This is a genomic window from Pseudokineococcus lusitanus (assembly GCF_003751265.1).
In the GTDB taxonomy this organism is placed as follows: Bacteria; Actinomycetota; Actinomycetes; order Actinomycetales; family Quadrisphaeraceae; genus Pseudokineococcus; species Pseudokineococcus lusitanus.
Genome location: NZ_RJKN01000001.1, coordinates 561,762 through 574,939, shown reverse-complemented (window position 1 = coordinate 574,939; position 13,178 = coordinate 561,762). Strand labels below are relative to the sequence as shown.

The window sequence follows — 13,178 nt, the reverse complement described above, 5'->3', positions numbered from 1 at the left end:
GTCGCCCGCCCCGGTGGACCGGGACGGGCGACGTCGGGGCTCGGCGGGGGGCGGTCAGGCGCCCCGCAGCCAGGCGGTCGTCATGGGCGGCAGGAGACGACGCCCCGGGTCGGTGGCGTCCGCGCCGAGGTCGCCGCTGACGAGCAGCACCTCGGCGCCCGTCGGCAGGACGACGTCCTGCTCGCCGAGGTTGGCGACGACGACGGCGGCCCCGGTGCGGGCGGCCAGCACGCCGTCCTCCACCCGGGCGGCGCCGTCGAGGTCCGTCCACGCGAGGTCGTCGGCGGTCCCGAGGGCCAGCTCTCGGCGCAGCCGCAGGGCGGCGCGGTACATCTCGTACGTCGAGCCGGGCACGTCCCGCTGCTGGTCGAGGGCCAGCTCGCCGTAGACGGCCGGCTGCGGCAGCCACGACGCGTCGGTCGGCCCGAAGCCGAAGGACGGCGCGTCCTTCTCCCACGGGATCGGCACGCGGCAGCCGTCGCGCCCGTTGACCGCGTGCTCCGAGCGCTCCCACGTCGGGTCCTGGCGCGCGTCGTCCGGGACCGCCACGTCGGGCAGGCCCAGCTCCTCGCCCTGGTACAGGTAGGCCCCGCCGGGCAGCGCGAGCATGAGCAGCGTGGCCGCGCGAGCACGGCGCAGACCGGTGGCGGCGTCGGGCTGCGGGTCCGACGTCGACAGGCCGTCGGGGTTGCCGCCGTCGGTCGACAGGCCGAGGCGGGTGGCGTGGCGGACGACGTCGTGGTTGCTGAGCACCCACGTCGCGGGTGCGCCGACCGCGTCGAGCGCAGCCCGCGTGGCGTCGACGGCGTCCCGGAGGTCCTGCGCGCGCAGCGGGGAGACGAGGTAGGCGAAGTTGAAGGCCTGCTGCATCTCGTCCGCGCGGACGTACCGCGCCAGGCGGGAGAGCGGCTGCACCCAGGCCTCCGCCACGAGCATGCGGTCGCCGTCGTAGTCGTCGAGGACCTTGCGCCAGCCGCGGTAGATCTCGTGGACGCCCTCCTGGTCCCACATGGGCGGGGGCGTGCGGGCCTCGCCCTCGCCGGCGAGGCTGCCGGAGATCATCTCGAGGGCGGCGTCCCACTCGGGGAGGCCGTCGGCCTTGACGAGCCCGTGCGCGACGTCGACGCGGAAGCCGTCGACGCCCCGGTCCAGCCAGAAGCGCAGGACGTCGTGGAACTCCTCGACGACCTCGGAGCTCGACCAGTCGAGGTCGGGCTGCGAGACGTCGAAGAGGTGCAGGTACCACTGGCCCGGCGTGCCGTCCGGCTCGGTGACGCGGGTCCACGCCGGGCCGCCGAAGACCGACCGCCAGCTCGTCGGGGGCAGCTCGCCGTGCTCGCCGCGGCCGTCGCGGAAGAGGTAGCGGCCGCGCTCGCGGCTGCCGGGGGCGCTCGCGAGGGCGGCGCGGAACCAGGCGTGGTCCCACGAGGTGTGGTTGGGCACGAGGTCGACGACGACGCGCAGGCCGAGCTCGTGGGCGCGGGCGACGAGGGCGTCGGCGTCCGCGAGCGTCCCGAAGCGCGGGTCGACGTCGCGGTAGTCCGCGACGTCGTAGCCCGCGTCGTGCTGGGGCGAGGTGTAGAAGGGCGACAGCCAGAGGGCGTCGACGCCGAGCTCGACGAGGTGCGGCAGGCGGGCGGTGATGCCCGGCAGGTCGCCGATGCCGTCGCCGTCGCCGTCGGCGAAGGAGCGCGGGTAGACCTGGTAGATGACGGCGGAGCGCCACCAGGGGGAGCGGGCGTCGGGGTCGCTCGTGGCGGGCACGGCGAGGAGGTCGGGGACGTCGGCGTCCGTGGTGGTCGAGGGGCCGGGGCTGGGCGTCGAGGACATCGAGGGAGGACGCTACCCGCGCCGCGGGGCCCCTCCGACGGCCTCGGGGCGACCGCGGCCGGCGTCGTCGCCCGGTCGGTGCAGGCCCCCGTCAGCCGTCCATGGTGTTGAGGAGGCTGTGCGCCGCGCGCTCCAGGTAGTCCCACAGCTCGCCGTGCAGCAGGGGCGGGAGGTCGAGGGAGTCCACGGCCTCGCGCATGTGGAGCAGCCACCGGTCGCGGGCCACCGGTCCCACGGGGAAGGAGGCGTGGCGCATCCGCAGCCGCGGGTGCCCGCGGGTGTCCGAGTAGGTCGTGGGGCCGCCCCAGTACTGCTCGAAGAACATCCGGAGCCGGTCCTTCGCGGGCCCGAGGTCCTCCTCGGGGTAGAGCGGCCGGAGCACCTCGTCCTGCGCGACGCCGTCGTAGAAGCGGTCGACGAGACGGACGAAGGTGTCGTGGCCGCCCACGGCGTCGTAGAAGGTCTCCTGCCCGCCGGGCCCCTGGATGCGCACGGCCCCAGTCTCCCCCAGCCCGCGGGGGCGACCGACGGGCGCCGCCTCAGGCGGCCCGGTCGCGCGTGCGGACGGCCTCCGCCTGGTCGCGCATGAGGGCGTCGGCGTCGGGGTTGGCGCGGTAGGCGTTCTCCGCGGCCCGGGCGACGTTGCGCTGCATCCCGCCGAAGACGACCGCGTGGAACGGGACGATGCCGGTCCAGTAGAGGCGGCCGGGCAGCCCGCGCGGGTGGAACAGCGCCTTCTGGTGGAAGACGACGGCGTCGTCCGGGGTGTCCGCCCCCAGCCGACCGGCCTCCTTCGCCTCGGCGCCCGTCTCGACGGAGAGGTCGAGCCAGGCGAGGCCCGGCAGGCGCATCTCCGCGCGGAGCCGCACGAGCCGTCCGCGCTCGACGGCCTCGACGCGCCACCAGTCGAGGGCGTCGCCGACCGAGAGGTGCAGCGGGTCACGGCGCCCGCGGCGCAGGCCCGGCCCGCCGAAGACCTGGTCCATGACGCCGCGCGTCCACCAGCCGAGCTGGAAGGAGTACCAGCCGTTCTCGCCGCCGATGCCCTGCAGCACGGCCCAGAGGTGCTCCGGCGGCGCGTGGACCACGGTGCTGCGGTCGTCGACGTAGAGGACGCCACCGGCCCAGTCGGGGTCGGTGGGCAGCGGCTCGCTCGGGGCTCCCCGCAGGCTCGCCGAGCGCCAGGACGTCTCGACCTGGAACTCGCGGATCCGGGTGAGCGCCAGGCGGACCGACTCCTGGAAGCCGATGAGGCCCCCCACGGGGTCGGGCACGAACGTGCGGATGTCGCTCTCCTTGCACACGACGTCGTGCACGAGGCTGCCGACGAGCGGCGCCGCGATCTTCTTCGGCACCGGGGTGACGAGACCGACCCAGCGGGACGCCAGGCGGGGCGTGAGCACCGGCAAGGGCACGATGACGCGCGGCTTGAGGCCGGCGATGGTGGCGTACCCCTGCATCATGTCGCGGTAGGTGAGGACGTCCGGGCCGCCGATGTCGAAGCCGCGGTTGGTGCCCCCGGGCAGCCGCGCGGCACCGACGAGGTACCGCAGGACGTCGCGGACGGCGATCGGCTGGATGCGCGAGCGCACCCACTTGGGCGTCACCATCGCCGGCAGCATCTCGGTGAGGTTGCGCATCATCTCGAAGGACGCGGACCCGGAGCCGATGATGACGGCTGCCTTGAGCACCACGGACGGGACGCCGGAGGCGAGGAAGATGTCGCCGACCTCCTTGCGCGAGCCGAGGTGCTTGGAGAGGTGCTCGCCCTCCGGGTAGAGCCCGCCCAGGTAGACGATGCGGCTGACGCCGGCCGCGCGGGCCGACGAGGCGAAGGTCCGGGCCGTGTAGCGGTCGAGCTGCTCGAAGTCGCTGCCCGACCCCAGCGAGTGGACGAGGTAGTACGCCACGTCGACGTCGTCCATGGCCCGCCGCAGCTGGTCGGCGTCGTTCGCGTCGGCCTCGACGAGCTCGACGTCGTCCGCCCACGGGCGGTCGGCCAGCCGCTCGGGGTGGCGGGCCATGGCGCGCACGCGGTAGCCCGCGGCGAGCAGCTGGGGGACGAGGCGGCCGCCGATGTAGCCCGTGACGCCCGTGACGAGGACGCGCGGGGTCGTGCCGTCGTCCCGCACGACGGCGTGGACGCGCTCGTCGACGGCGGTGGTGTCCATCGCCACGTCGGCCCCGATGTGGTCGGTGCCGCCGAGGTCGCCGTCACCCGGCCCGTGGACCCCGTGGGCGGTGGCAGGGACGTGCTGCGCGGTGCCGTCGGGGGTCGTCATGGCGACCATGCTGGCCCCGCCCGGTCGGGTGCGCGCGGCGGTCGCCGGATCACTCGTCCGGGTGGCCGCGGGGGTCGGGCGGGCGGGGGACCAGGGCGCTCGCCATGATCGCGGGATGGCCGGGGGGCGGAGCGACGACGACGACGTGCGCACGGGGGACGGCGCGGTGCAGGTGGAGCTGGACGGTCTGCCGACGCGGTCGTCGCTGTCGACCGGGCGGGTGGCCCGGTGGTCCGGGCCGGCGATGGTGCTGGTGGGTCTCCTGTGGCTGGGCGTCGCCGTCGCCAGCAGCGACGACCCCCTGCGACCGTGGCTCGCCACGGGCTGGGTCGTGCTGGGCGTCATCTCCACCGCCGCCGCGCGGCGCACCCGGGTCGAGCTCGAGCCGACCGGCTTCCGTCTGTGCGGGTGGCGGCGCGGACGCCTGCGCCCCTGGTCGAGCGTGCACGACGTCGACCCGGGCAACCCCCGGTGGAGCACACCGGCCGAGCTCCGGCTCGGGGACGCGGGCGTGGGCGCGGTCCCGCTGGCGGCGATGAGCCGTGAGCAGGCGGAGGAGCTGCGCCGTCGGCTGCACGCGGCACGGGCCGGGACGGGGGCCGACGCGTGAGGCGCTCGGCCGACCCGCCGTTCCCCGTCGACCTGGAGGGCGTGCCCCGCGAGTGGGTCGAGCCCGTCAGCGTGGGCCGGCGGTGGCTCGGCGGCCTCATGGTGCTGATCGGGGTGGTGCAGCTGTCCCTGCGGTGGGGCGAGGACGAGGACCGCTGGCTGCTCGTCGTGTGGACGCTCTACACGGTGATGGCGGTCGGCACCCTCGCTGGCGCGCTGCAGACACGGGTCCGGCTCGAGGAGTGGGGGTTTCGCCGCGGCGACCCGCTGTGGCGGGGTCGCCTGCGTCCGTGGTGGCGCGTCCGTGACGTCCAGCCCGCCGGCCCGTGGAGCGCGCACCCGCAGCTGCTCGGCTCCCGCGCCTCGGACCGCCCCGTCCCGCTCGTCGGGATGGACGCCGAGCAGGCGGAGCGGCTGCGGGTACGGCTCGTCGACGGGCGCGCCCGGGCGGGGCGCGGGGTGACCCTGTGAGCGCTGGTCCCGTCGGCCCGGCGGCCGCCCCGTCGACCCTCCTCGACCTCACGGGTCTGCCGACCGCCGTGCGGACCCGTGCGCAGCGGTGGCAGGTGATCGGCGCAGGAGGGCTGACCATCGGTGGGGCCCTCGGCCTGGTCCGGGACCTTCCCGCAGACGACGGTGGTGCGGTCCTGCGCGCCTCCCTCGACGTCGTCGTGCTCGTCGCCGGGCTCGCCCTGACGGTCCTGGCCCGTCGCGCTCGGCTCGTCCTCGAGACGGGCGGTGTCCGCACCCACGACGGTCTGCGCCCGGGGGCCCTGACGCCGTGGTCGGACGTCGTCGCCGTCCAGCCGCCGACGCCGACCTCGCCGCACGCCGTCCTGATCCTCGACGAGCCGGGTCCCGGCGGGCACGTCGACCTGCTCGGCGTCCGGCCCGAGGTCGCCCGCGAGCTGCAGCGGAGGCTCGAGGCCGCGCGCGAGCGGTCGGACGGCGGGGTGTCCCGGTGAGCGACGAGCGGGCTCCGCTCGTCATCGACGTCGAGGGGCTGCCCTCACGTCTCGCGGTCGACACCTCCTTCGGAGGGCCGCAGGTGGTGGCCCTCATGGCCTCCACCGTCGGTGTGCAGGGCCTCGTCTGGGCCACCGTCGGCGGCGTCGGTGTCCTGCTCGCCGTGCTCGCCGGGGTGGTGACGGCCCTCGGCGCCCTCGGGCTCGGCCTGCTCGGCGCGCGCGCCCACGTGCGCCTCGAGCCGGAGGGACTCCGGAGGCACGACGGCCTGCGGTACCAGCGCGAGGTCACGCCGTGGTCGACGCTGAGCGAGGTCAGGCCCTCGAGCCGGTGGAACGACCAGCCGGAGCTGTGGGGCGGCGCCCGTGCCGCCGTGCCGCCGGTGCCGCTCGCCGGGTGGTCGGACGACGACGTGCGCGAGCTCGGGCGGCGGCTCGCCGCCGCCCGGAGCGCGGCGGCGGGTCCTCCGGTCGGTCGCCCGAGGCGCCTGCCGGACGCGCCGGGACCGGCCGCCGCGGGGCAGGTCGTCGTCGACCTCGACGGGCTGCCCGGGCGCCTCGTCGCGCCGATGGGCGCCAGGCGGTGGCGGACGTGGTCGGTGGTGGCGGTCGCCGCCGGGACCACGCTGCTGGTGTGGCAGCTGCTGTCCTGGCTGCTCGGGGACCGTCCGGCGGAGCCCTGGCCGGTCGTCGTCGGCGCCCTCGCCCTCTGGCAGGGCGTGCAGGGGCTCGTGCTCCGCCGACGGCAGCGCGTCCTCCTCCGCCCCACCGGCGTCGTCCCCGACGGAGCACCTGACGACCGGGAGCGGCCGTGGTCGACCCGCACGCACGTGGTCCTCCCGTCCCGGTGGGAGGCGACGCCGCGCCTGCTCCACCTGAGGGGCGGTCCGGTGACGCTGTGGGGCCTCGACGAGCAGCAGGCCCTCCTGCTGCGGCGCCGGGTCGAGGAGGCGGTGGCCCGGGCGTCGGCCGTCGCCGGCAGCGGGGACGGCCGGGACGGCGAGGGCGACGAAGGGCAGGTCACCCGGTCCGGATGACCTGCCCTTCGTCGCGCTCACCCCGCGGCGTCACCTCCTCGAGACCGCCGGCGGGACGGCGGCGACGTCGAGACCCAGCTCGTGGCCGAGGAAGGCCAGCACGTCGGCGGTGAGGGCGGTCGAGCGGGTGACCGAGCGGGCCCCGTGACCGACGTCGGCCTCGCGGCGCAGCAGCACCGGCGCCTCCTCGACGGGCCGCGACGTCGCCGCCTGCAGCGCGGCGCAGAGCTTGCGGGCGTGCAGCGGGTCGACCCGGCTGTCGCCGTCGAAGACGGTGAAGAGCGTCGCCGGGTAGGGCTCGTCCGCGCGGACGTGGTGGTAGGGCGAGTGCGCCAGCAGCCAGCCGAGCTGCTCGGCGTCCTCGGCGTCGCCGTACTCGCCCGCCCACGTCCGGCCGAGGCCGTGGAGCTGGTAGCGGACCATGTCGAGCAGGGGGGCCGAGCAGACGACGGCGCGGTACCCGGCCGGGCGGCGGGTCAGGGCGGCGCCGACGAGGAGACCGCCGTTCGACCCGCCGTAGATGCCGAGGCGGTCCGTCGTCGTCCACCCGCGGTCCGTCAGGGCGTCCGCGGCCGCCTCGAGGTCCTCGTAGACGCGCGGCTTGTGCGGGCCCATGCCGGCCCGGTGCCACTCCTCGCCCTCCTCGCCGCCGCCGCGGAGGCCGGCGACGGCCCAGACGCCGCCCGAGCGCACCCACGCGAGCGTCCCGGCGGACCACGTCGGCGGCAGGGAGATGCCGAAGCCGCCGTAGCCGTAGAGCACGAGGGGCGCCGGGGCGAGCGGCCGACCGTCGGCGTCGAGGGCGTCGGTGCGCGCGGTGACCAGGACGCGGACCGTCGTGCCGTCGGCGCTCGTCACCTCGAGCTGCTGGGTGCGCGTCGGGACGTCGCCGCCCACGGCGTCGGCGGCGTCGCCGGGCGGGCCCTCGACGACCGCCACCTCGCCGGTCCGGGCGTCGTAGCGGTGCACGTGGGGGAGCGTCGTCGGGTCGGTGACGACGAACCACGCCTCGTGCCCGCCCTCGGGCCGCGAGACGAGCCCGCCGACCGTGCCGGTGCCGGGCAGGGCGACCTCGCCCCGCAGGGCGCCGTCGGCGAGGTCGTGGACGGTGAGGCGGCTGACGGCGTGCGTCGTCCACGCCGCGAGGAGCACGGGGGCGTCGCCCAGCCCCGGCCCGTCGAGGACGGTCCAGCCCTCGAGGACGGCGTCGTCGCGCTCGGCCAGCAGGTCGCGCCAGCGGTCGGGACGGGGGTCGTGCGGGTCGGCCACGGCCAGCCGGCCCCGCGGGGCGCCGAGGTCGGTGCTGACGTAGAGCCGGCCGTCCCGGCGCACGCCGGCGGACGTCGCGGCGTCCTCGCCGACGACCACCTCGCGCAGCGGGGGCGCGGCCGCGGCGGTGGACCCCTCCCCGAGGTCGGCCAGCCAGACGTCGGTGCGCGGGTCGGTGCCGACGGCGGCGGTCACGGACAGCCAGCGCCCGTCCCGGGACACGGAGACGCCGTAGTAGGTGCGCAGGTCGCGGCCGGCGCCGAATACCTCGACCTCGTCGAGCTCGGCGCCGCCCACCTCGTGGAGGACGACGCGGCGGTGGAATTGCTCCTCCCCGTCGGGCACGAGGTCGGGCGCCAGGCGGCGCACGCAGTAGAAGGCCGTGCCGCCCGGCAGCCAGGCGACGGGGGAGTACCGGGTGCGGTCGAGCGGGCCGTCGACGACCTCGCCGGTCGCGACGTCCAGGACGCGCAGGGCGCTCTCCTCCGAGCCGCCCTCGGACAGCTGGTACGCCAGGAGGTCCCCCTCGAGGCTGGGCTGCCACGCGTCGAGCGTGGTGAGCCCGGACGGGTCGACGGCGACCGGGTCCACGAGCACGCGCTCCACCTGCGCGCCGTCCGGGTCGGCGGCGTCGGCGGGCTCGCGGACGAGGAGGACGGCGTGCTCGGCCCCGGGCTCCCGGCGCGTGGAGAAGCGGCGGGCACCCCGGTGGACGGGGACCCCGACGGAGCCGGCGCCGAGCAGCCCGGCGAGCCGGCCGACGACGGCGTCGCGGCCCTCCCAGCCGGCGCGGTGCTCGGCCAGGAGCGCGTCCTGCGCCGCCGCCCAGGCCGCGGTCTCCTCCGAGGACGCGTCCTCGAGCCAGCGGTAGGGGTCGGCCACCCGGGCGACGGGCGCACCGGCGGGCAGGTCCTCGACGTCGTCGCCGCGGCGGGCGGGCGGGTAGCCCGGCACCGGTGCGGCGGCGGCCGTGGGGCCGTGGACGGGTCCGTGGTCCGGGTCTGCGGCGTCGCTCACGGCCGCACCGTACGACCGGGCCGCGGCGCGGGGGCGCGTCAGGTGCTGCGGTACAGCCCGTCCGCGTAGGAGGGGCCGTAGTACGCCGCGAGCTCCTCGAGCGAGGCGTCCGGGCGCTCGAGCGTGCGGGCGATGGTCGGGCGCGCCGGGACGGCTTCCGGGTCCCACGTGGCGGGGTCCCACAGGCCCGAGCGGAGGAAGGCCTTCGAGCAGTGGTGGAAGACCTGCTCGACCTCGACGAGCAGCGCGAGCAGCGGTCGGTGCCCCTTCACCACCAGGTCGTCGAACCACGGCGCGTCGCGGACCAGCCGCGCCCGGCCGTTGACGCGGAGCGTGTCGCCGCGGCCCGGGACGACGAAGAGCAGGCCCACGTGCGGGTTGGCGAGGACGTTGCGGAAGCCGTCGACCCGTCGGTTGCCCGGCCGCTCGGCGAGCGCGACGGTGCGGTCGTCGAGCACCAGGACCGACCCGGCCGGGTCGCCCTTCGGCGACACGTCGCAGGTGCCGTCGGCCCCGGAGGTCGCGAGGAGCCAGAACGGCGACGCCGCGAGCCACGCGCGGTCGAGGTCGTGCAGCCGCGTCCGCTCCTTGCGGACGGCGCCCGCGGACGGCTCGCCGACCAGCGCCCTCAGCTCCGCCTCGTCGGCCACCTCGACGACCTCGCCGTCGGCACCGGCCGACCCGCCCCCCGACCGCTGCTCCTGCGTCGTCACGGCCGCATCCTGCCGCGAGCGCCCCGCCGCGGGGAGCCGTCGTCGGGAACGGTCACCGGGCGAGGCGGTGGTGCACCCACACGTTCGCCTCGACGTAGACGGCGTGGTCCTGCTCGACGTCGACGTGGACGGGGGCCAGCGCGCCGGGCACCTCGACGTCGCCGGAGGCGTCGAAGGGCAGGCCGGTCCACGCCCGCCACTGCGCGAGCGTGCCGGGGACGGTCATGGAGAGGGGGCAGGCCCCGACGACCCGGCCGCCCGCCCGGACGTGCGTGCGCAGCCACGGGTCCACGGGCAGCCCGTCGTCGCGCAGGGCGGCCGCGTGCGCGGCGACGGTCGTCCGGGCGGAGGTCTTGCCCGTGGGCCGCACGGGGGCGACGAGGTCGCAGACACCGGTGGCGCGCACGGTGTCCCGGCCGGCGCGGACGAGGTGGCCCGACAGGCCCCGGCCCTGGTGCGCGGGGTGCACCCGCGCCTCGAGGAGGGACACCGCGGAGGCCGGCGCGCCCCGGCGGGCGGCGGCGTCGGACCGCTCCAGGACGGCGTCCCACCCACGGGCGGGGAGGTCGTCGTCCTCGCCCGACCACGGGAAGGGCGTGGCGACGAGCCGGGCGAGCACGTGGTCTGCCTCGTCGAGGAGGAGCAGCTGCAGCCCGGGGGAACGGCCGACGGCGAGCCCGAAGAGGCGCTCGCCGACGGGGTCGGCCTCGGAGAAGGGGGCCCAGGTGCTCGGGAGGGTCCAGAAGGCGTCGACGAGGTCGGGGCGGGCCGCCAGGGTCGTCGTCCGCAGCCCCGCGGGCATCGCGCTCGTCATCCGGCGGAGGCTAGGGCGCGCGGACGTGCCGCGGGGCGGGGGTGCGGCCCGCTGCGCCGCACCACCGCCCCGTCCGGGCTCCCCGCTCAGCCGGCCATCGCGGCCACCGGCGGCGTCGAGGCGGCCCGGCGGGCCGGGAGCAGGGACGCCACCATCCCGGCGAGGGTGGCGACCGCCACCACGGCGGCCACCTGCAGCCACGGGACGTCGAGGACCACCGGCGCCGTGGAGGCCAGCGCGGACGAGGTGCCCGCCAGGCCGAAGGCGATGCCGAGCCCGACGCCGAGGACGGAGGCGACCCCGGCGACGAGGCCGGCCTCCCAGAGCAGGGTCCGGCGCACGTCGCGGGCGGGCTGGCCGAGGGCGCGCAGGAGGCCGAGCTCCTGGCGGCGCTCGACCACGGACAGCGCGAGCGTGTTGCCGACCCCGACGAGGGCGATGACGACGGCGACGCCGAGGAGGGCGGTGACGACGAGCAGGAGGACGTCGAGCACCTCGTCGAGCCCCTGGCGCACGAGGACGGCCCCGGCGACGTACGAGTCCGGCGCGGCGGCGGAGGCGGTGGCGGTGAGGGCGTCGACCGTGCCGCCGGCGCCCCGCCCCTCGGGGTCGGCCACCGAGGCCCACACCTCGACGACCGGCGGTGCGGCGGACAGGCGCTCGAGCTCGGCCGCGGCGACGACGGGGTAGTCGTTGCGCCCGTCGACCCGGACGACGAGGTCGGACGAGCCGGAGGGCCCGGTGGCGGTGACCACGTCGCCGTCCGCGAGGCGGTTGACCTCGGCGTAGCCGGGGCCCACGCGCACCTCCCCGGCGGCCGGTGCACCGGCGGTGGTCGAGCGGACCACCCCGTCGACGTCGGCGGGCAGGCCGAGCAGCGGCTGCTCGGTGACGTCGCCGAGGTCGACGAGCGCCCCGCGGACGGCGGCCGCGCCCGTCACGCCCGGGGTCGTCGCCACGGCGGGCAGGAGGTCGGCCGGCAGGCCGGGCCCGTCGAAGAAGCCGGTGTCGACGACCTGGACGTCCGCGGGGTACTGCGCCTCGAGCTCGGTGGTCGTCGTCGCGCGCACCGAGGCGGCGCCGACGACGAAGGTGCTGACGAGCGTCACCCCCACGAGCAGCGCCGTGGCCGTGGCCGCGGTGCGTCGGGGCACGCGGACGGAGTTGCGGGCCGCCAGCCGGCCGGGCACGCCGCCCACCCGGGCCAGGAGCCGGCCGACGAGGCCGACCGCCGCGGGGATGCCCCGCTGGCACAGGAGCACGACGCCGAGGAACGTCGGCACGCCGGCGGCCAGGCCCAGGAGCAGGTTCCCCAGGAGGGAGGCCCAGACGAGGACGGCCGCGCCCGGCACGAGCAGCACGAGGCCGCCGACGAGGCGCAGGACGCCGCCGCGCGAGCGGAGCGGTGCGGGGTCGAGCGGCCGGAGGGCGGCGAGCGGCGCGACCCGGGTGGCCGCACGGGCCGGGCTCGTCGCGGCGAGGACGGTGACCACCGTGCCCAGGAGGAGGCCGGTGAGGACGGCCCACCACGGCACCGAGAGCCCCTGGACCGGGACCGGCGCGTCGGTGCGGGCGACGACGGCGGAGCCGACGGCCGTGATGCCGATGCCGAGCGCGGTGCCGAGCGCCGAGGCGGCCAGGCCCGTCACGAGGGCCTCGAGGAGCACGCCCCGCCGGAGCTGACGGCGGGAGGCGCCGACGCAGCGCAGGAGGGCGAGCTCGCGGGTCCGCTGCGCCAGGAGGACGGCGAAGGTGTTGGCGATGACGAGGCCGGCGACGAGGACGGACACGACGGCGAAGGCCAACAGCACCGAGACCAGCTGCAGCGCACCGCCTGTCTGGGACTCGACGAGCGCGTCGGTCGCGTCGGACGCCGTCTGCGCGGTGACCGGCACGCCGAGCGCGCCGGTGGCGGCGCGGCCGACGGCGTCCGCGAGCGCGGCGGCGTCGGTGCCCGGCGCCGCGGCGACGCGCAGCTGCTCGGAGGAGACGAAGGAGCCCCAGGCGCCCACCTGGTCGGCGGTGACGAAGACCCGCGGGGCGAAGGAGGCGGTGGGGTCGCCGCCGGTGTCGACGACGCCCACGACGTCGAGCTGCTCCGCGGCCGGCGTCGCCGGGACGTCGTCCTCGGAGGTCGCGCCGGGCGGGTCGGGCGTCACCGTGACGACGCCGCCGGGGGCGACGTCGAGCCGGTCGGTGACCGCCACCTCGCCCGGCCGCTCGGGGAGGCGGCCGGTCACGAGCTGCTGCCAGCGCAGGGGCGAGCCAGGGGGCTCGACGGGGACGACCTGCGCGGTCGTGGCGGCGCCGTCCTCGCCGACGGAGACGGCGGCGTAGGAGGTGGTGTCGAGGGCGACGTCCGTGACGCCGTCGACGGCGCGGACCGCCTCCACCGCGCCGGCCAACGAGGGCGCGGAGGCGTACGGGTCGTCGGCGTCCGCGGGGAGCAGCTCGGTCGGGGCCTCGACGACGGCCGTCGCCGGCACGTAGGGCGCCGCCAGCGCCGACCGCACCGTCGCGGCGGCGGTGGAGCCGCCCACGAGGGTGACGACGACGAAGGTGACGGCGATGACGACGGCGGTGGCGCTGGCGAGCAGACGGCCCCAGTGGTGGCGGACCTGGGCGAGGGTGAGGTGCAGCAC

Annotated in this window: 11 protein-coding genes; 4 read left to right on the top strand and 7 right to left on the bottom strand. The window is 77.4% G+C overall.

The genetic code is table 11. The annotated features are described in order from the left end of the window. Nucleotides 1–54: 54 nt before the first annotated feature. From EDC03_RS02555 to EDC03_RS02545, 3 genes are all read right to left on the bottom strand, one after another. Nucleotides 55–1,830, bottom strand: a complete 1,776-nt coding sequence (locus tag EDC03_RS02555; RefSeq protein WP_123378571.1) for a glycoside hydrolase family 13 protein — start codon at nucleotides 1,828–1,830, stop codon at nucleotides 55–57. 91 nt (nucleotides 1,831–1,921) lie between these two features. Further along, complete coding sequence (locus EDC03_RS02550) at nucleotides 1,922–2,323, bottom strand: globin (RefSeq protein WP_277872056.1); 402 nt, start codon at nucleotides 2,321–2,323, stop codon at nucleotides 1,922–1,924. A 46-nt stretch (nucleotides 2,324–2,369) separates the two neighbouring features. After that, nucleotides 2,370–4,001: an SDR family oxidoreductase gene (locus EDC03_RS02545; protein WP_123378798.1), complete on the bottom strand. Its 1,632-nt coding sequence runs from the start codon at nucleotides 3,999–4,001 to the stop codon at nucleotides 2,370–2,372. A gap of 226 nt (nucleotides 4,002–4,227) precedes the next feature. Between EDC03_RS02545 and EDC03_RS02540 the strand changes: the two genes are divergently transcribed. From EDC03_RS02540 to EDC03_RS02525, 4 genes are read left to right on the top strand one after another with little or no spacing between them, the layout of a single operon-like run. After that, a complete protein-coding gene (locus EDC03_RS02540) occupies nucleotides 4,228–4,722 on the top strand; it encodes a YdbT family protein (protein WP_123378570.1) in 495 nt (164 codons plus the stop codon). After that, nucleotides 4,719–5,192, top strand: a complete 474-nt coding sequence (locus EDC03_RS02535) for a hypothetical protein (protein ID WP_123378569.1) — start codon at nucleotides 4,719–4,721, stop codon at nucleotides 5,190–5,192. Before EDC03_RS02540 ends, EDC03_RS02535 begins: the two co-directional genes overlap by 4 nt. Beyond that, nucleotides 5,189–5,686 carry a hypothetical protein gene (locus tag EDC03_RS02530; protein WP_123378568.1) on the top strand — a complete coding sequence of 166 codons (498 nt, stop codon included), beginning with the start codon at nucleotides 5,189–5,191 and terminating at the stop codon, nucleotides 5,684–5,686. Before EDC03_RS02535 ends, EDC03_RS02530 begins: the two co-directional genes overlap by 4 nt. Next, nucleotides 5,683–6,723, top strand: a complete 1,041-nt coding sequence (locus EDC03_RS02525) for a hypothetical protein (protein WP_123378567.1) — start codon at nucleotides 5,683–5,685, stop codon at nucleotides 6,721–6,723. The genes EDC03_RS02530 and EDC03_RS02525 overlap by 4 nt, the downstream gene beginning before the upstream one ends. Before the next feature lie 30 nt (nucleotides 6,724–6,753). On the opposite strand, the gene EDC03_RS02520 is transcribed toward EDC03_RS02525, so the two are convergent. The 4 genes from EDC03_RS02520 to EDC03_RS17440 all read right to left on the bottom strand — a co-directional run bounded on the left by EDC03_RS02520 (nucleotide 6,754) and on the right by EDC03_RS17440 (nucleotide 13,178). Beyond that, complete coding sequence (locus EDC03_RS02520) at nucleotides 6,754–8,946, bottom strand: prolyl oligopeptidase family serine peptidase (protein WP_123378797.1); 2,193 nt, start codon at nucleotides 8,944–8,946, stop codon at nucleotides 6,754–6,756. Nucleotides 8,947–9,047: 101 nt separating this feature from the next. After that, nucleotides 9,048–9,722 (bottom strand): pyridoxamine 5'-phosphate oxidase family protein, encoded by a 675-nt coding sequence (locus EDC03_RS02515; protein ID WP_123378566.1) that lies wholly within the window; start codon nucleotides 9,720–9,722, stop codon nucleotides 9,048–9,050. 52 nt (nucleotides 9,723–9,774) lie between these two features. Further along, entirely contained in the window at nucleotides 9,775–10,536 is a 762-nt protein-coding gene (locus EDC03_RS02510) for an N-acetyltransferase (RefSeq protein ID WP_123378565.1), read from the bottom strand. An 86-nt stretch (nucleotides 10,537–10,622) separates the two neighbouring features. Then, on the bottom strand, nucleotides 10,623–13,178 hold the full coding sequence (locus tag EDC03_RS17440) for an FtsX-like permease family protein (protein ID WP_158674173.1): 2,556 nt from the start codon (nucleotides 13,176–13,178) through the stop codon (nucleotides 10,623–10,625).

Excerpts from the sequence above, each read along its gene's own strand:
- EDC03_RS02555 (WP_123378571.1), bottom strand. The coding sequence starts at position 1,830 with ATGTCCTCGACGCCCAGCCCCGGCCCCTCGACCACCACGGACGCCGAC.
- EDC03_RS02545 (WP_123378798.1), bottom strand. The coding sequence starts at position 4,001 with ATGGACACCACCGCCGTCGACGAGCGCGTCCACGCCGTCGTGCGGGAC.
- EDC03_RS02540 (WP_123378570.1), top strand. The coding sequence starts at position 4,228 with ATGGCCGGGGGGCGGAGCGACGACGACGACGTGCGCACGGGGGACGGC.
- EDC03_RS02510 (WP_123378565.1), bottom strand. The coding sequence starts at position 10,536 with ATGACGAGCGCGATGCCCGCGGGGCTGCGGACGACGACCCTGGCGGCC.